This is a genomic window from Microcoleus sp. BR0-C5, assembly GCF_036705045.1.
GTDB lineage: Bacteria > Cyanobacteriota > Cyanobacteriia > Cyanobacteriales > Microcoleaceae > Microcoleus.
Map to the genome: position 1 here is coordinate 76,229 of NZ_JAUBTR010000027.1, position 16,621 is coordinate 92,849.

A 16,621-nucleotide genomic window follows, 5' to 3' on the forward strand; every position below is an offset into this window, starting at 1 on the left:
CGCTGCCGATCGAATAGCTGGCATCCAAACTCAAGAATATCAAAGAATTGTCAAATAAGTTTCCGTCGGCCCGTCGGGCAAAACCTTCAATCTTTGATTTTTCAAATCTATTTCAATTCCCAGCGCTTCCATCGGAATCACGCCTAAAAGTGGCGTTTTCCCCTCTGGCAATTCCAAACACTCAAAAGTCCCTTCGCGCCCGCACAGAGAAATCGAAGCATCCCGAAAAATCCTCGCCTCACTAATACCCGTTGCAGTCTCAACAACCACTTGCTTGAGAATTTTCAAACCCAGTCTGGCAATGACATCTTTAGGCAAACACAAAGTTGTCGCGCCCGTATCCACCAAAACATTTTCTAGAGTAACAGACCTGACTTGCTCGATGGGAATCAGACCATCCTCTGCTTTAGCTTCATCGATCCGATTCGTAATTACTAGGGTTGTGATAACTTTTCCCATTTGATTTTCAGTAGCTGCTTGCATAACTTTCATAATATAATAAATTACTGCTTTAATTTTAGCACATATTTCCACAAATTGTAGGGCGAGGCACTCCCCATTCTGCACCGCCTACCTCACGAATAACTCTAGCTAAATCATCCAATTATTGCACGCCAATAAACTTGTGAGTTTGCAAAGATAGCCTGTAACTAGGATTTTGTTTCAGCAATTCCAAGATTATGGGAATTGCTGATTTTTTTGAGTTCCATTCTGGTTGCAATAAAACCGGAATATTCAGATTTTTTTCCAAATGCTTGTGATAAAATTCAACTTCTTCGCCAGTGCTAATCACCAACTTAATTTCATTAGCTCTAGTCCAGAAAAGCTCTTGCACCGGATATTGAGGATTGACGTGTTCTTTAGGAGAAAGAGTAATCCAAGCCTGCGGGGAAACATCCTGCCAGCAAGCACCCGAAGTTTCAATACTCACCTGCTTGTCAGCTTCTAACAAAGCTTCAACTAACTCCGGCAAATCGCGGTGAATGAAAGGTTCGCCGCCAGTAATGACTACCCTCGGAGACTGCAATTGAGCGAGCAATTGGGCGATCGACTGCGGCACAGACGGCAAACCTTTGCCCCCATTTTCGTAGCCTGTGTCGCACCAAGGACACCGCACAGGACAACCGGCCAATCTGATAAAATCAACTAAAGTCCCCGTCCAGTAACCTTCGCCTTGAACAGTACACTGAAAAGTTTCATGAATTGGTAATTTTAGTTGTAAATTAGACACCCGAAGTTACGCCTCAAATCAATTAATTACGTTGTTTAGATATAATATTCTTAAATGGTTATTCTTTCGCGGTTTGCAGCAAATAAAAACAGTCCTGAACGCATAAACGGGGGTTTCTCAAAAAAAATTATCCGTTTTATCCCAGAAGCTTGACTCAGAAATCCGGTTTCTTCATAGCTTTTGTATGAGTCCTTAGAAATCCACCACAAACCGCAAATAACTCTTTAATTATGCTGTTCAGGTTCCATCATAGTAGCCCAGCGACGTTTCAGGGCCAAAGTCAGCCCGTCAGCAATGGGGACAACACTGAGAGTAACTCTGGGATCGTTACGCAATTTGTCGTTGAAACTACGAATGGCGAGGGTGCTTTCGTCTTGTACTTGAGGATCAGCAACTCGTCCAGACCACAGAACATTGTCAATTACAATTAAACCGCCATTGCGTACAAGTTGCAGCGATCGCTCAAAATAAGCCTCATAATTTTCTTTATCGGCGTCGATGAAGGCAAAATCAAAGGTTCCAGCTTGTCCCTCGGCTATTAGTTTGTCGAGAGTATTTATTGCTGGGCCCAACTGCAAAGAAATCTTATTAGCCACGCCCGCAGCTTCCCAATAGCGTCGTGCGATCGCAGTATATTCCTCGCTGACATCGCAGGCAATAATTTGACCGTTAGGAGGCAGCGCTAAAGCTACGCACAGCGCGCTATAACCAGTAAAAACGCCAATTTCTAAGGTTTTGGTCGCTCCCATAAGCTGCACCAGCATCTCCATAAACTGACCTTGTTCGGGAGCAATCTGCATCATCCCCATAGGATGTTTAGCAGTTTCTTCCCGTAGTGAAGCGAGAATATCTGGCTCCCGCAGAGAAATAGATAACAGATAATCGTAAAGTTGATTTTCTAAGCCAAGAGTTGAGTTCGCCATCGGTTTGTCCTTGCTGCTGACTTTTGATTTTAGATTGTAGACGCGCTGTTAATGGAAATCGGAGAATGTAGAGTTAATTTTGGCACCTATTTTGCTGTGGCTGATGGCTGGTTGCAGTAGCAGTGTCTCGGTTACAGAGAGGCCGCTTGCAAAACGCGCGCTCTACTTCCAAATCAGTTTATCTCAGCTACAGGTGATTTAGCAGCTCTGGAAAATAAAAATCGATAGAGGGGAGCGTTTTGAGATTCCTACTTTTCTAGCACTAGCACCGCGTAACGCCGTTAGTGATACCAGTTCAAAAAATGAATGCAACTGTATACAATCTGCAAACCCATACATAATCAGCCATTCCCCATCTCAAATCTCAAATCTCAAATGGTATGAGTTGGGGAGAAAGTGACCGAAAGCATCCAGGATACAAGCCCCCGGATTCATCCGTGGGGTCAATGCTTCAATTCTTTAATCTAAAATCTAAAATCTAAAATCGATTGACTTCATCCTGATTACTAACTAGATTAACTGCGAAAAACATAAGTATGTCATTGCCAGTGAAATGAAGCAATCCCAAAGGTTGTGATTCGTTTACATTTTGTTACATAGTCATTTTTTTTGTGTCGTTATACTTAATCGTCAATGAGTAATTATTGAGGAATTATATCATGTCCGATCGATTATCCCTAATACGGTAGGGGCGGGTTCACGAACAATATCTGCCAATAATTGACAATCTCAAAAACCCGCCCTTTTAATCGCTCCCAAACCAACAAACCGTTTCCTTTAACTATTATGGATGGGTTCAAGCCCGTGTACGTTCCTGGAACAAACCAGGCGTCTGGAAACCCTTGTCTCCCGGAGGATTATTAATCACTAATCAACTGGGATCAATAGGACGATTTCTTAACTGTCACACCTTATGAATCCATACCTAAACAACCTACCCCCAATTTCCACTACCTTCCACGATTGAGGTAGAGCAAGTATTTGTGGGAAAAAAACAGGTTTATCGCAACCCTTGGCCTGCACTTTTACTCATAACTAATGAACCGGGATTAATAGGACGCTCACTTAACTGTCACAGTTTATTACTCCAGACCTAAACCACCTACCCACAATCAAAACAACATTCCACCAAGGCGATCGCTATGTATTACACTTTCGCAGGTTTTGGTGCCGCCACAGGCATATTTTTGCTGCTAGTTTTTGCCATTCTGCAATGGCTGCACGTCTCCGTCGGCAGTTTTATTGATTGGATAATTGCCATTGCTATTTTTGAATGGCTGTTGCTGATAGTTACAGTTCCCTGGAATATCCATTTTGAAGCTAAAGAAGTTTTAGCGCAAGCCGCAGAATCGACTAAAAAAAACATTGCTGTCGATCAGGAACAAGTCAAATACGTTACTGTATTAGTTAGCCGATCGCTCTTTGTGGCGATCGCACTTCATCTGTTTAGCGCGATCGCACTTTACGCCCTAGCCGCCGCCGGAATTAGTGCTATTGGCTATCTCAGTTCCGCTGCTGCACTGCTGTTAACTGTACTGCGTCCAGCTATCCGAGGTTATCAGTATTTAGCCCAGCGGCTGACAACTATCCGCCGCCAATTTTTGTACCCCCGTGAAGATATTGTCGAACTCCGCAGCCGCTTTGCACAATTAGAATCTACAGTTAGAGATTTGAGCAATCAATTAAGTTCAGACAATCCGAATTCGTGGGTGGCTGTCCAAAATCGGGAACGGGAAGCTATGAGAAGAGAATTAACTACTTTATCCGCATCTCTACAATCTTTGCAAGCGACAAATCAGGCAGATCACACTAAACTGAGAAGAGATGCAGAAAGTGCGATCGCCCAACTCACCGATGACGGACAATTTCTCAACCACGTCCGCGAAATCATCCGCTTCTTTAAAGAATCGTAAAGTCAGTTGATAGTTGACTGTTGACAGTTGTCTGTTGACAGTTGTCTGTTGTCATTAGTTACCAATGCCCGATGCCCGATGCCCAATTCCCAATTCCCAATCTTTAGATAGATGCCAAATAGTCGCAAATAGTGAAATTTTTAATAAAAACAGAATTTTCTCACTCTTGAGGAAGACTCAATAAAGGTATTTTCCCTAACCGCAATTTTTCGCAAACTATAACCAAAGATAGTTTGTGAATGAGCTAGCTTGGGATTAATATTTAAACATAAGCCAAAGACCTTTTTGAAAAGATAACTCAGGAATAAATCATGACTAATCGCCAACCAATACCCCCCAAAGAAGAAGTTAGCAAATCAACACCGGCCGACGAACAAATCGAAGCCAATATGGAAGCCCCCCACTACGACAGGGGCATTACTCCTGCGGAGACAGCAGCGCGGCAAGAACGGGAAGGCTCTAACTTCATGCACACAACCACCGAAGCGAAGCAGAAAAGTGCAAAAACTGATGACCAAACCGATGACGAAAGCATTCACACTACAGATGGTTATACAGTAGACAAAGAAGGTCTGGTTAACAATTACGCGATCGAACCGGAAATGTACATCAACGAACCGGGCGATTTGAGAGCAAAAGAAGAAGCCGAAGCCGCAGAACGCGCTCGAATTCTCGCAGAAATCAAAGATAAAAAAGGCGAGGAAGGAAAACTGACAATGGATGCAGACACCCGTGGCAAAGGGCCGGGCATTATCTAGATTGTGTGCTGGGTAGTTGCGTTTCAGCGCGCGAGGTTGCAACGGCAAAGCACAGGGGCGGGTTTTTATAGTTCCGGCAATTATCGATCAACAATCGATAACTGCCGGTACAACCCGCCCCTATTTTGTTTTCCACATCTGTTTTTTGAGTTGAGAGGTTACATCGTACATCTCTTAATTACCCTATCAATCGGCAAGTTTTCAGACACAGCTCAAAAACGCCTTAAAATTCCTCAAGCTTTAACATTTTCCCTCAGCCAATTAAACTTAGCCTCAGCTAGCGCCAAATTTTCCAGGACGTTAGGATTGATATCCTCTCGTTCAAATTCTGGTTGATCTAATTCAATATTGCGACCGTATTCTATATGTCTGATCGTACCGCGCATCCTGTCTGCCAGACACAGTGAAATTCCATAATAAAACCGGGAAGCAAAGCCCATATCCTGTTGAAGTTTGATTACTAACTGCCGCCTAGGAATTGCCAGCAAGTGAGTTTGTTCTATTGCCTTCACGGTTGCCAAAGGAGGGCGAGCGTCAATGAAAGAGACTTCTCCCACCAGTTCTCCGCTGGCTATTTTAGCAAGTTCTTTAGTCCCCTCAGCCTCGATCAAAACGCTCAAACTCCCCTTCAAAATAATGTAGAGCGCATCTATCTGTCTCCCTTCATGGATCAAAATCCCGCCCGGATCTAGAACTTCCTTTTTGCCTTTTTGGACGATCCAGTTGATATCGTCATTATTTAACTGGCTCAAAATAAAAAGTGCTTTTTTTCTGCTGCTGTCGGCCATAAGTTTTAGCTCTCGATCGCTTCTTCTTTATATAAAATTTAGATGGCGCGCGATCGCAACTTCTTCCGAAGCAGTCCTCGCTCAATACAGTTTTTTTATCTTGCCTAACTTCTTCGCAAAACCCATATCGGGCAGGCTTTGCCAATAGCAGATGAATCACGCTGAATCATGATCTCTCAATACTAGCATTTGTTAAACAATCTTTTTTAACTCGATCAACCTTAAAAAACTCGTGTAAAATTCGCGTCTCACAAGCAATTGGGTTCACCCGCCCCGCTTGGCTGCGGGATGGGGCGCGGCAGACAATGCTCCGCGCCCAGTCTTGCTCACTAAATCGATCGTAAATCAGGATAGCCGGCCAACATATCGTCAGCAGTCAGAGTGTCCCCGTTCGCTTGAGGAGTCCACAGCACCTCAACCGCCAGCAACTGCTCGCTCGATACTCCCCCAATCTGGCGCAAAGCTTGGCGCAAATCTTCAGAGTTTTTCACTGCTGGCAATTGCAATTTACCTTGAGTACCCACAATCACCGTCACCACAATAAATTCCCCAGGATCTGAATTCAAATCAGAAGCCACCAGCGCCCCATTTTCCTGCAGACCTGGCAGGATATTGCTGCTCCCTGCTTGCCGGAGCTGATTGTTATAATTCGAGAGCGTTTCTTCAGTAAATTTACTGCGTTCTGCCAAAGAAAATTGATTAAACTTAGCTTCGGCTGCCTCCAAACGAGTTTGCACAGATTCAGCACCCGCGTAAACCCAGTATTCAGGATGTCGCAGCAGCGCCAGAGTAGATTCTTGCACCACTTGAGCGCGACCGGCCGCTGTATCGGTATCCGCTTTGCGCGCTAGGGAGTCGAGTTCGGCTTGCAAACCGCGGGCCTCTGCTAGCAAACCAACTTGCAAGCGGGCGACGGATACGGTGGTAGTGGGGGCGCTGTTGCCCAGTTCGTCTGTTCCGCCTCCGGCGCGGCGGAAGCTTTGGACGAGGAAATTAGCAATCGAAATAAAAATCAAAATCGAGAACAGGCCGCCAAACCCGCCCCCAAAGCCAAAAAACGGCAGCAAGAACGGGAAACCGAATCCACCTCCAAAGCCCCCACCCGGGTAGTAGCCTCCTCCCGACGGCGCGTAAGTGCGACTAGGAGACGAGTAACTGCGCGCCGGAGCTCTAAAAGATCCGCCCCCGATGCGTCCTCCGCTGCGGGCAGCCAGAGCTCCATCAGCGTTACCGAGGGCTAGCGTCAGTACCAGACCGATCGCAAATAGTGATTTCAAAAGCGGTTTCATCTTTGAAATTAGTTGCTTGTACATAAGACCGTTACTATTCGATACATTTATAATTTACAGTCTATCCTCGCTTCTGGGCAGCCCGGTTATAGGTATGAAGCCAGCGAGATATCCGTACCAACCCATCCAACCACAGTTAGGCCTGAGTCTGCAAACGAGAACAGCTAGAAAGGACTTGCATTCCTTACTAATTCATTCTTACACCATTCTCAAGAGCCGGCTTTCGATCCTGTTCCACAAAGACTAAATTTCCTGTGGGGATTACGGGTTGGGATCTTCTAGCCCGCCCATAAAATGGTTATTGAGAATGGTGCAACATCTCAGTTACTACCAACAACCGACATCCTGGCTTTTACAGAACTTTACTTAACTACAGGGCGATCGGCCAACAATAAGCTCTAGACTTTTAAAGAAACGCCGCGAGTCCTCAAAAACAGGGCTTTATCTACCGTAAAAAAAACATTATGTTTCCAACTCACCGCCCCCGCCGCCTCCGCAACCATCCCCAACTCCGCCGGATGGTACGCGAAAATATCTTGACAACCAGCGATTTAATTTACCCCCTATTTGCCGTACCGGGGGAAGCTTTTGCTAAAGAAGTCACATCAATGCCCGGAGTTTACCAGCTATCGGTAGACAAAATAGTAGAAGAAGCAAAAGAAGTCTACGACCTCGGCATTCCCGCGATTATTTTATTCGGCATTCCCGCAGATAAAGACACAGATGCGACAGGTGCTTGGCACGACTGCGGCATCGTCCAACAAGCGACGGAAGCCGTTAAAAAAGCCGTACCAGATTTAATCGTCATGGTCGATACTTGTCTGTGCGAATATACCAATCACGGTCACTGCGGCTATTTGGAAGTCGGAGATTTAAGCGGCCGCGTATTGAACGATCCGACACTAGAATTGCTGAAGAAAACCGCCGTTGCTCAAGCTAAAGCTGGTGCAGATATTATCGCACCTTCGGGAATGATGGACGGTTTTGTCGGAGCAATTCGCGAAGGATTGGACTCCGCTGGATTTGAAGATATTCCCATCATGTCTTACGCGGCAAAATACGCCTCAGCTTATTATGGCCCATTCCGGGATGCAGCAGATTCTGCTCCGCAATTTGGCGATCGACGCACCTATCAAATGGACCCAGGAAACGGCCGCGAAGCTCTTAAAGAAATTGCTCTCGACATTGCCGAAGGCGCAGATATGCTCATGGTTAAACCCGCTTTAGCTTACATGGACATCATCTGGCGCGTGAAGGAAGCAACTAATTTGCCAGTTGCTGCTTACAACGTTTCTGGAGAATATGCGATGGTGAAAGCCGCCGCCCTCAACGGTTGGATAGATGAAGAAAAAGTAGTGATGGAAACTTTGACAGGATTCAAGCGTGCTGGCTGTGATTTGATTTTGACTTATCACGCCAAAGACGCCGCCCGCTGGCTGCAAAACTGATTCACTTGATTTGAGATTAGAGATTAGAGATTTGACTCCACACCACAATCTTCGGGTGTTCTTGTGGAGTCAATACCTCTCTCGATAGGTGATTTTTGAGCAATTAGGCAACACACTAGCTATAGCTTACACTTACCGATAAACGACGCCTCGAAACCGGGTTTTTACCGTTTCAGTGGGCCATAACTGAGATATTGCACCATTCTCAGGAACAGGCTTTTCGGCCTGTTCCACAAAGAGTGAATTTTCTTGTGGAACAGGCCGAAAAGCCTGTTCATAAAAAGCTTATTGAGAATGGTGCAAAATTATTTCAGTTGTAACGAAGTATTGCTATGAAAAAACCCGGTTTCTCTGTAGACAAACTCCCACCCTAAAAAATCAGTCATTCCCCATCTAAAATCTCTAATCTCAAATATCAAATGGTATGAGTTATAAGTTGGGAATTTTGAGTGAAAGACTTTTTTTCAAAATTTACCCCAAAAAGTATTAATGATCACCGAAATTAGTTAAAAAATATGTATGAATAAAAATAGTTTTGTAAATGGGGAATTCAACCATTGATCGTTCCCAAGCAAAATCAACTTTCACTCGTGTAAAACAGTAAAAGTAACACAGTTGAGATACCAATTGAAGGCAGATTGAGCATGACATCAACGACTAGGGATTCCAGTCACATTCAATTTTGTATAGGTCGTGATCGCGCAGACATCGTACAGATCCAAGAACTATTTAAAGCCGCCGCCTTTTGGGCGAGGGAACGCAAGATAGAAGATTGGGAAATTGCGATCGCCAACAGCGAACCAGTTGTTACAGTTTGGGACGGCTCACGGGCGATCGGCTTTGCCAGAGCCACCTCAGATGGCATCTATCGAGCTACCATCTGGGATGTCGCCATTCACCCGGATTACCAAGGTGCAGGACTCGGCCGCAAATTAGTGCAAACCGTCTTGAGTCACCCTCGGATGTGCCGAGTAGAGCGAGTTTACCTGATGACAACTTACAAACAAAGCTTCTACGAGCGCATAGGTTTTCAGCCAAACGCTAGCACCACAATGGTACTTGAAAATCAGCTTCTCGAAGAGAATCTCGAATTAGAAATTAGCAACGGCGAATTGCTAACTGCTAATTGTTAAGTAATCACCAGATTTGCAGCAAAATCTATAATATGTAGGGTGCGTAAGGGCGCACCTTACTCCCTATAAATAATTTCCTTGTTTCATCTTCCCCCGAACCTCTTCCCGCCCTCCCTTAAATCTGTTAAATCCTTTGCCCTCTTCCCCACCTGTGTTGCATCCCGTAGATTGCCCGTGACCCAAATTTCTTCATCACAAAGTTGCCAAAGGAATAGAACACTGAGTCCGGTTAAAATTGCACTCTTCAGACTCAGAAGGCACAGCCAGAACCTCCAACTTTCCGCTCATCAAACTTAAAAGAGTCTGATTCATCAATAACCTCATTCCAGAAGACACCTGAGAATTATCACTGCTCTTGGTAACATCACACTCCAAATCGTGCTTCAGCAAATCCCAAGACTCGCTCCAAGCACTCACTGAACGCTGATCGTCCACCCAAATTTGAACGTATCCAGATTCCGGCGAAGAATGCGCCGAAACAGAAATACTCCCCTCCTCCATCTGAGCAACAGCAGTATCTACCAAATTGACTAAAACTTGCCTAAACCTCGGCAAATCTGCCAATACATAAATCCCCGGATCTGGCGGCAATATCTCCAAACGAATGCCGCGATTAGCAGCTTGCAAGTAAGTTAAATCATCAACCTCGTCAAAAACCTTAGCTAACTGAATCGGCTCAATATCCATCCTTTCAGTGCCGTGTTCAGTTTTAGCAACAGAGATAATTTCATCTATTAATTTCACCAGCTTGAGTGCCGCGGCGTGAGCTTGCTCGACAAACTCTCGTTCCTCAGCAGGATCGTCGCACAAATCCGAGAGAATTAATTGCAGCGTACCAATCATAGTGCTCAGGGGCGATCGCAACTCGTGAGAAGTCCGAGCCAAAAAACCCGCCTTAAATTGGCTCATCTCCGATGCCATCTGATAAGCCAATTGAGTTTGCTTAAGTTGCTCGGAAAGGGCATCAAACTTCTCTAAATGAATTTCTTGAGGAGGTGGGGCTACTTTGGGCGCCGGTTCGGGCTGTTGCGAGCTTTTTTGCCGCAGGCGCCAAATCCAACTGCTTCCCAAACCCAGCCCCAGTCCCATACCTAAATATATAAAGTTGCTCCAGCCGATCGGCGCCATATTGCTTTGCCTTGGAGTTTAGCTTTTAGCATTCTAACTCGATCGCGCCTTGTCGCAATATTTCCCACTCGCTGCCCGTCCATTTAGCCACAGTCGAAGGCAAACTCGAAGCTGTTGTCGCTGTTGCTAATTCAGAAGGAACTAATGTCAAGACTTCGGGAAACTGAGCCTCAATTTCTGCCACAGATTCCAGAGGCGGCTGACCGGATAAATTAGCACTGGTAGTAGCCAAAGGGCCTGTCTGCTCTAGAATCTTGAGCGCAAGGGGAAAGTCAGGAACTCTTACTCCGATGGTAGTTGGGTCGATCGAATTCATGGCCGCCGGGACTTTTGCCGAAGCCGGCAGTACCAAAGTTAACGCCCCCGGCCAATAGGATTCGGCCACTTGCTGCCACAATTTTAACTCTGCTGGACTTCCCTGCACGTAAGGCCACAAAGCCTGGGCGGATGCTGCCATCAAAATCAGCGGTTTGTCTTGACTGCGGCGTTTAGCTGCAAAAATCAACTCCGAGCGATCGGGCCGCGCAGCCAAAGCGGGTACAGTATCTGTAGGAAAACTGACGATATGATTACCAGAAATTGCCCCTTGAATTAAGGAGTCGATCGCAACTTGTGTCATGCCATTTTAGATTTTAGATTTGAGATTTGAGATTTGAGATTTTAGAAGTACGACATATTCTTGAAACCTACAGACGGTAGGCTAAGGCAAACCGATCGATCCCTGCTAAATCAGAAAATATCTGAACTTTGCCATAACTCCCGTGACTTTGCAGCATATCAGCTACCGCCGTTTCTTGTCCCGCCATCATCTCAACCAACCAAACACCCCCAGATTCTAAATAATCGGGAGCCGTTTCTACCAAATGCCGGATGCAATCTAACCCGTCAAAACCGCCGTCTAAGGCCAGATGAGGTTCGTGCTTCAAAACTTCCGGTTCCAGAGTCAGCACCGTGCTGCTGGGAATATAAGGGGGGTTAGACACCATGCCGCTAACGCGACCTTTAAGAAATTCTAGCGGTTCCCACCACGAACCTTGATAAAAATTAATTCGCGATTCAAAGCCCAAATTCTCAGCATTCAGTCGAGCAACTGCCAAAGCTTCCGAACTGCAATCTACCGCATAAACCCTAGCATTTGTCAACGCAGAAGCTAAGCCGATCGCGATCGCCCCGCTGCCCGTTCCCAAATCCACCCAATGGGATTGGGCAAATTCTCCCCCCCGAAGCTCGGAGAAGTTTAAATCTTCTCCCCCCCTTAGTAAGGGGGGGTTGGGGGGGGTAGATTTTTGATTGATATTTTCTGCTTCTAAACGGCTTTTCACAGCTTCCACAGCCAAATCGATCAGCAATTCCGTTTCAGGACGCGGAATTAGCACCGCCGGCGTTACTTGGAGCGAAAAATGTCGCCAATGTGCAACTCCCGTTAAATACTGCACCGGCACCCGTTCCTGCAAGCGCCGCTGCCACAATTGAGCAAGTTCCGATAAAGACAACTTTAATTCTATTTTTGGCAAATCTTTAAACGACTCCAAACGCAGAGCCAACCTATCCAAACCTGCCAGCTCTTGCAGCAGCCAGTCGATTTCTGCTAGGGGAATGTCAGAGGCTCTCGCCTCGGTTTTAGCTTGATTCGCCCACTGCCAAAGCTCTAAACCAGAAACAAACATAAGACTTTTTGGGAATTGGGCATCGGGCATCGGGCATCGGGCATCGGGAATTGGTAACTAATGACAACAGTCAATCGATTTGAGATTTGAGATTTTAGATTTTAGATTGACTTGCGCGAGATAAATGCTCTTTCTTGAGGATTTTCGATTTTCGATTTTGGATTGATTCCACGGATAAATCACGTGGCGGGTACCACCTTTGAAATTCGTGGTCAACAGTCAACAGTCAACAGTTAACTGTCAACTGTCAACTGTCAACTGACTAAATATTAGCGAGTCGGCCGAGCCGGAGCTGGAGCCGGAGCAACCTGTGGATTTTGGCCCGCACCTGCTGGTTGGAGCGATCGCACAAATTCCAGCGACTCCCGCGACGGAATCAAAATCATTTGGGTCAAAAACGGGTCGTTCTCAGTACGCAAAGCTTCTAAAACGCTCTCCAAGTTCACCACCTCAATCTTAATTGTGGCTGTCACGTTCGGCTGCTGCTGCTTAAAACGATCGACCATACCCTGTAAATCCTCCTTGTTAAAAAACAAGGGAATCACCTCTTGCTGGCCTCGCTGAATCGTCAAATAACCATTTTCTGCGCCGCCTCTGGCCAAAAACAGAGGTACACCGTTGAACTCATTAACTTGTTGACCAGTCTGCTGAAGTACAGTTTTAGCCGACTGCACCTGCTGTGGAGCCGGAACGAAAGCAAATTGCACTTCCTCCGGCTTGCCTTTATTTGCTTGAGTGAGCTGATAAATTTCGCCCAGGGATACTGGCATCACGCGCACCGACGCCGCCAACTGAGGATTTTTGGTTTTCAGTTGATCGACAAAAGCTTGAGCATCTTTCTGGCTGATGAAAATTCCCGCCACGGAAGCATTACCAGTTTGACCCTGACCCTGCTTGGGAACAGAAGCGATCAGGGGCGCACCCTGAGCGTCTGTAACCGTAAATACCGGCACTGATCGCAATTTTTCCAAAATTTGTGGCTCCGGCAGTGCCAGTGCAGACATCTTGCCAATTGGGGAGGGGCCCAGCAGAGTGCTGCCGACAATTCCCAATATTGCGCCCAAACGAACTAATGATTTCATGTTTTTTCCATCAGGAGCGATCCTGAAACACATTAACGCAAAGACTGGCGACTTAACACGATCGGCAAAAACTGCCTCAATTTGTTTTCATTTTGACGAAATGTAAACATCAGAGACAGTTATGCTTCAATCTATTATTTAACATTGTGCGATCGGGATGACAGGATTTGAACCTGCGACATCCTGCTCCCAAAGCAGGCGCGCTACCAAGCTGCGCTACATCCCGGTGTTATAGTTAGCTAACTTCTAACCATTAACACACAAAACCGCTTGCTTGTCAAGCTTTATTAAATATTTAGCTCTCGATGCAGCTAAGGCGAAGTTTTTTTTCAGGTTGTGCGGTTTGACCCCACCCAAAAACCGATACCAGCCCCTAACTCCTATCGTGATCTGCTCAAATCGACTGACAATACTTGCACAGCTTCATAAGGGCCCTGATGCCGAGATACATCCACGCCTCACTGACCGCAGCGCACAGGTGCATTCGGTGTTTTGACAACTCCTCGGCCTGAAGGCACGAGGATTCTTGGTTCATTGGGACTACTCATGTAGCTTCCCCTCCCCAAAATTCAGTGCGATTTGCCCAACCGCTGTATATCCACGCTGCAACACCACTTGCGCGGCTGCAACATCTCGATTCGTTTCATAGCCACAGGTTTGACATCTATGTACCCGTTCGGATAGTTCTTTTTTGCCTGTATGAGTTTGACATAAGGGACAAGTTTGACTTGTTCCGTTGGGGTCTACTTTTGCAAAGTATGCACCTCGCTTAAAGCAAACATGACCCAAGATATTCAGGAACTGACCCAACCCTGCATCAAGCGTGTGCTTGCCCATCATTCCGGCTGACATTGCTTTGAGGTTCAAGTCCTCAGCAAATACTGTTTGGGCTGCGTCGCATAAATGATGTGCGGTCTTAAAATGAAAGTCTTTGCGACTGTTCGAGATGTATTCGTGGTGCTTCGCTATTTGATGATGAATTTGACGAAACTTTCTAGAACCTTTTTTCTTACGTTTCAGTTGACGTTGCAGCAATTTCAACTTGCGTTGTCCATCCACAAAGAATCGAGGTCTATCAATCAATTCACCATCAGAAGTTGCCAAAAAATGTTTTAACCCTAAATCAATCCCTAATCCATGTCCTGAAGGTGAGGCTTGAGGCACTGCGACATCACATTGCAAAGTGAGCATGGCATAGTAGCCAGAAGCCCTCTTAACAACGCGAATTTGCTTGACCTCAAACCCTTGAGGGATTGGACGTGACAGGTGGATTTTTACGGGGCCAATCTTGGGTAGGTTGACCCAATCGGCATCATCAAACCGTTTAACGGATTCTAGATTCAATTGAGGGAACACAAATGAGCGCATCCGCTTTTTGAATCTAGGAAAACCGTGTCCTCGTTCCCACATCGCCACAAACGCTGCCTCTAGTTGGCGCAACGCCTGCTGCAAGACATGGGTGTGAGGCAGTTTCAACTCAGGAATTAACTTCTTTGCCAATGCAAATCATTGGCATTGGCCCGCAAAGGTTGGACGCGGTGCATCAGCAGGGATCATGTATTCCTGCTTAATGCTGCACGAGTTGATATCACACTTACGAGAATTAACCCAATCTTTTCGTTCTCGCAATGCAAAGTTGTAGACCTTGCGGCAAATATTGAGCCACAGGTCGAAAGTTTGGCGTTGCGTATCGGTAGGAATGAGCTTGTACTCGTAGGTTAGATTTAACATACAGCCATTGTAGAGCCGACCTGAATAAATGCAGTGCTGTTTATGCAAAAACCTCGCTGAGAGATTCCGAGCCGAAAGTCCCCCTAGAAGGGGGAGGCTTGTATCCCATTTTTTTGGTCAGCGTCAATATTGTATTGTAGATCCTCAACAAATCAACGCCGACCTGCACCTCGCTCGCTAATCAGGATACCAAAACATACCTTTAATCCCCTCTGGATCGGACATAAAGCCCAAATTGCGGTAAAAATCCACCACTTGAGGGTCAGCAAATAAGGTAATGTTGCTGATATCTTCACTGCGGAGTTTTTTAATGATGTATTTCATCAGCGCCTTGCCCATGCCTTTGCCCTGGTAGTCGGGATGAACTACCACATCCCAAAGCGTGGCATTAAAAGCATGGTCTGAAGTCGCTCTGGCGAAGCCCACCAGCCGTCGCTGGCTGCCCCGCATCTCCCACATAGAGACGACTAGGAAGCTGTGCACAATAGCTTTTTTGACTTTACGCAGGGGACGGCGGGACCAACCCACTGCATTACAAAGTTCTTCGAGTTCGTAGAGGTCAATGTCCCGATCGCAACTGAAAAAGATGCGAGCGTTGCCGCTGGCGGGCTTGCGAAACGTTGGGGAAAGCGGATCGCCTAACCCAACAGCCACATCTTCCTCAAAATCCGCTGTTTGGGGTACAGAGGCAGACTCAGAACTACTAAATAAGTTTTTCCAAAAACCCATGCAGGCGCGGTTAAGGTAGTAGAAGTTGGACGACGAGAAAGAGAACCAGACAGATAAACCCACTCCAATCGGCGTAGGATCAATTGCCGGTAGCCTCTTGAGGAACAGTTTACGGTACACTCATCTTACGCCGAAAACAGGGATTTGTCGTCCAACATTGAGTCTGCGCTTTTTTGATTCTGTCAAGTTTGGTAGAACTGTTCTGCTAGCCAGTGCCCGCACAACCCGCTTTTAAGGTAAAATTTGTTGCCGAACCAGGACAGAGGTATATTGGGAAATGCTTCTTTTGAGTGCCGCCGATCGCGCCGGAACTTATACCCTTGGTGGGAAATACCACTGGAATGGCGCAACGGTAAGGAACCCCACGCTTAAAAGCGGGGGCTTTTAGGAAGTCCGGCTCGTTCCGAGCGGTGCAACAAGAAAGCCCGAATCTTACCAGAGACAGGATTAGACCTACGTTTTTAGAGTCATGATACCGGAAAATGCGACGCTAGTTTTCCGCTCTATCGCCAAAAGTTAAACAGGATTAACGGGGTTAAACCAGTGCTTTTGGCATAACAAGCTCCTAAAACATTCAAGCGAACTTTACCCAGCAATGGAGGACTTTGTGTCTAATTTCGTTTTTCTACTTGATATCCACAAACGACCGCTCAATCCAATTCGTCCAGGATTGGCTCGCAAATTGCTAACCACTGGCAAAGCTGCTGTTTTTAAAAGATATCCATTCACACTCATTGCGCGACGTAGTTAAGCTACGTGTTCTGAGTGGAGAGCCTTCTCTCCCAACGGATTTCGTCCCGT

General features: G+C 46.2%; 15 protein-coding genes, 1 tRNA gene and 1 pseudogene. 5 read left to right on the top strand and 12 right to left on the bottom strand.

The annotated features are described in order from the left end of the window. Positions 1 to 39 precede the first annotated feature (39 nt). The 3 genes from QUB08_RS15190 to QUB08_RS15200 form a co-directional block, all read right to left on the bottom strand. Positions 40 to 483, bottom strand: a complete 444-nt coding sequence (locus QUB08_RS15190; protein WP_333225511.1) for a retroviral-like aspartic protease family protein — start codon at positions 481 to 483, stop codon at positions 40 to 42. Between the two features lie 121 nt (positions 484 to 604). Continuing rightward, a complete protein-coding gene (locus QUB08_RS15195) occupies positions 605 to 1,231 on the bottom strand; it encodes a 7-carboxy-7-deazaguanine synthase QueE (protein WP_333225493.1) in 627 nt (208 codons plus the stop codon). A gap of 224 nt (positions 1,232 to 1,455) precedes the next feature. Beyond that, complete coding sequence (locus QUB08_RS15200) at positions 1,456 to 2,154, bottom strand: class I SAM-dependent methyltransferase (RefSeq protein ID WP_333225495.1); 699 nt, start codon at positions 2,152 to 2,154, stop codon at positions 1,456 to 1,458. A 1,142-nt stretch (positions 2,155 to 3,296) separates the two neighbouring features. Between QUB08_RS15200 and QUB08_RS15205 the strand changes: the two genes are divergently transcribed. Together QUB08_RS15205 and QUB08_RS15210 are read left to right on the top strand one after the other, a co-directional pair. Beyond that, positions 3,297 to 4,067 (top strand): hypothetical protein, encoded by a 771-nt coding sequence (locus QUB08_RS15205; RefSeq protein ID WP_333225496.1) that lies wholly within the window; start codon positions 3,297 to 3,299, stop codon positions 4,065 to 4,067. Positions 4,068 to 4,378: 311 nt separating this feature from the next. Continuing rightward, the gene (locus QUB08_RS15210) at positions 4,379 to 4,825 is read left to right on the top strand and encodes a hypothetical protein (protein ID WP_333150981.1); all 447 of its coding nucleotides are present in this window, start codon (positions 4,379 to 4,381) and stop codon (positions 4,823 to 4,825) included. Between the two features lie 233 nt (positions 4,826 to 5,058). Here QUB08_RS15210 and QUB08_RS15215 read toward each other — a convergent pair whose 3' ends face one another. Next, positions 5,059 to 5,613, bottom strand: coding sequence for a cyclic nucleotide-binding domain-containing protein (locus QUB08_RS15215; RefSeq protein ID WP_333225497.1), 555 nt, complete (start codon positions 5,611 to 5,613; stop codon positions 5,059 to 5,061). 329 nt (positions 5,614 to 5,942) lie between these two features. Further along, the gene (locus QUB08_RS15220; protein ID WP_333225499.1) at positions 5,943 to 6,926 is read right to left on the bottom strand and encodes a DUF1517 domain-containing protein; all 984 of its coding nucleotides are present in this window, start codon (positions 6,924 to 6,926) and stop codon (positions 5,943 to 5,945) included. 440 nt (positions 6,927 to 7,366) lie between these two features. Between QUB08_RS15220 and hemB the strand changes: the two genes are divergently transcribed. Both hemB and QUB08_RS15230 read left to right on the top strand, forming a co-directional pair. Beyond that, complete coding sequence (hemB, locus tag QUB08_RS15225; RefSeq protein WP_333225500.1) at positions 7,367 to 8,350, top strand: porphobilinogen synthase; 984 nt, start codon at positions 7,367 to 7,369, stop codon at positions 8,348 to 8,350. A 644-nt stretch (positions 8,351 to 8,994) separates the two neighbouring features. Next, a complete protein-coding gene (locus tag QUB08_RS15230; RefSeq protein ID WP_333163027.1) occupies positions 8,995 to 9,483 on the top strand; it encodes a GNAT family N-acetyltransferase in 489 nt (162 codons plus the stop codon). A gap of 192 nt (positions 9,484 to 9,675) precedes the next feature. On the opposite strand, the gene QUB08_RS15235 is transcribed toward QUB08_RS15230, so the two are convergent. From QUB08_RS15235 to QUB08_RS15270, 7 genes and pseudogenes are all read right to left on the bottom strand, one after another. Beyond that, positions 9,676 to 10,611: a HAMP domain-containing sensor histidine kinase gene (locus tag QUB08_RS15235; protein ID WP_333225502.1), complete on the bottom strand. Its 936-nt coding sequence runs from the start codon at positions 10,609 to 10,611 to the stop codon at positions 9,676 to 9,678. A gap of 25 nt (positions 10,612 to 10,636) precedes the next feature. Then, positions 10,637 to 11,230 carry an L-threonylcarbamoyladenylate synthase gene (locus QUB08_RS15240; RefSeq protein WP_333225504.1) on the bottom strand — a complete coding sequence of 198 codons (594 nt, stop codon included), beginning with the start codon at positions 11,228 to 11,230 and terminating at the stop codon, positions 10,637 to 10,639. A 67-nt stretch (positions 11,231 to 11,297) separates the two neighbouring features. Further along, positions 11,298 to 12,278, bottom strand: coding sequence for a HemK/PrmC family methyltransferase (locus QUB08_RS15245; RefSeq protein WP_333225505.1), 981 nt, complete (start codon positions 12,276 to 12,278; stop codon positions 11,298 to 11,300). Positions 12,279 to 12,547: 269 nt separating this feature from the next. Continuing rightward, entirely contained in the window at positions 12,548 to 13,360 is an 813-nt protein-coding gene (locus tag QUB08_RS15250) for a Tic22 family protein (RefSeq protein ID WP_333225506.1), read from the bottom strand. 152 nt (positions 13,361 to 13,512) lie between these two features. Beyond that, positions 13,513 to 13,586, bottom strand: a tRNA-Pro gene (locus QUB08_RS15255). A gap of 314 nt (positions 13,587 to 13,900) precedes the next feature. Then, positions 13,901 to 15,091, bottom strand: a pseudogene (locus QUB08_RS15260) (RNA-guided endonuclease InsQ/TnpB family protein). 177 nt (positions 15,092 to 15,268) lie between these two features. Beyond that, positions 15,269 to 15,820, bottom strand: a complete 552-nt coding sequence (locus tag QUB08_RS15270; RefSeq protein ID WP_242725747.1) for a GNAT family N-acetyltransferase — start codon at positions 15,818 to 15,820, stop codon at positions 15,269 to 15,271. Positions 15,821 to 16,415: 595 nt separating this feature from the next. Here QUB08_RS15270 and QUB08_RS15275 point away from each other — a divergent pair. Then, a complete protein-coding gene (locus QUB08_RS15275) occupies positions 16,416 to 16,571 on the top strand; it encodes an RRXRR domain-containing protein (protein ID WP_223300842.1) in 156 nt (51 codons plus the stop codon). The last annotated feature ends 50 nt before the right edge of the window (positions 16,572 to 16,621 follow it).

What these genes read in the sequence shown, in the direction of transcription:
- QUB08_RS15190 (WP_333225511.1), bottom strand. Translation starts at nt 483, where the DNA reads ATGCAAGCAGCTACTGAAAATCAAATGGGAAAAGTTATCACAACCCTA.
- QUB08_RS15200 (WP_333225495.1), bottom strand. Translation starts at nt 2,154, where the DNA reads ATGGCGAACTCAACTCTTGGCTTAGAAAATCAACTTTACGATTATCTG.
- QUB08_RS15205 (WP_333225496.1), top strand. Translation starts at nt 3,297, where the DNA reads ATGTATTACACTTTCGCAGGTTTTGGTGCCGCCACAGGCATATTTTTG.
- QUB08_RS15210 (WP_333150981.1), top strand. Translation starts at nt 4,379, where the DNA reads ATGACTAATCGCCAACCAATACCCCCCAAAGAAGAAGTTAGCAAATCA.
- QUB08_RS15215 (WP_333225497.1), bottom strand. Translation starts at nt 5,613, where the DNA reads ATGGCCGACAGCAGCAGAAAAAAAGCACTTTTTATTTTGAGCCAGTTA.
- QUB08_RS15220 (WP_333225499.1), bottom strand. Translation starts at nt 6,926, where the DNA reads ATGTACAAGCAACTAATTTCAAAGATGAAACCGCTTTTGAAATCACTA.
- hemB (WP_333225500.1), top strand. Translation starts at nt 7,367, where the DNA reads ATGTTTCCAACTCACCGCCCCCGCCGCCTCCGCAACCATCCCCAACTC.
- QUB08_RS15230 (WP_333163027.1), top strand. Translation starts at nt 8,995, where the DNA reads ATGACATCAACGACTAGGGATTCCAGTCACATTCAATTTTGTATAGGT.
- QUB08_RS15235 (WP_333225502.1), bottom strand. Translation starts at nt 10,611, where the DNA reads ATGGCGCCGATCGGCTGGAGCAACTTTATATATTTAGGTATGGGACTG.
- QUB08_RS15240 (WP_333225504.1), bottom strand. Translation starts at nt 11,230, where the DNA reads ATGACACAAGTTGCGATCGACTCCTTAATTCAAGGGGCAATTTCTGGT.
- QUB08_RS15245 (WP_333225505.1), bottom strand. Translation starts at nt 12,278, where the DNA reads ATGTTTGTTTCTGGTTTAGAGCTTTGGCAGTGGGCGAATCAAGCTAAA.
- QUB08_RS15250 (WP_333225506.1), bottom strand. Translation starts at nt 13,360, where the DNA reads ATGAAATCATTAGTTCGTTTGGGCGCAATATTGGGAATTGTCGGCAGC.
- QUB08_RS15270 (WP_242725747.1), bottom strand. Translation starts at nt 15,820, where the DNA reads ATGGGTTTTTGGAAAAACTTATTTAGTAGTTCTGAGTCTGCCTCTGTA.
- QUB08_RS15275 (WP_223300842.1), top strand. Translation starts at nt 16,416, where the DNA reads ATGGAGGACTTTGTGTCTAATTTCGTTTTTCTACTTGATATCCACAAA.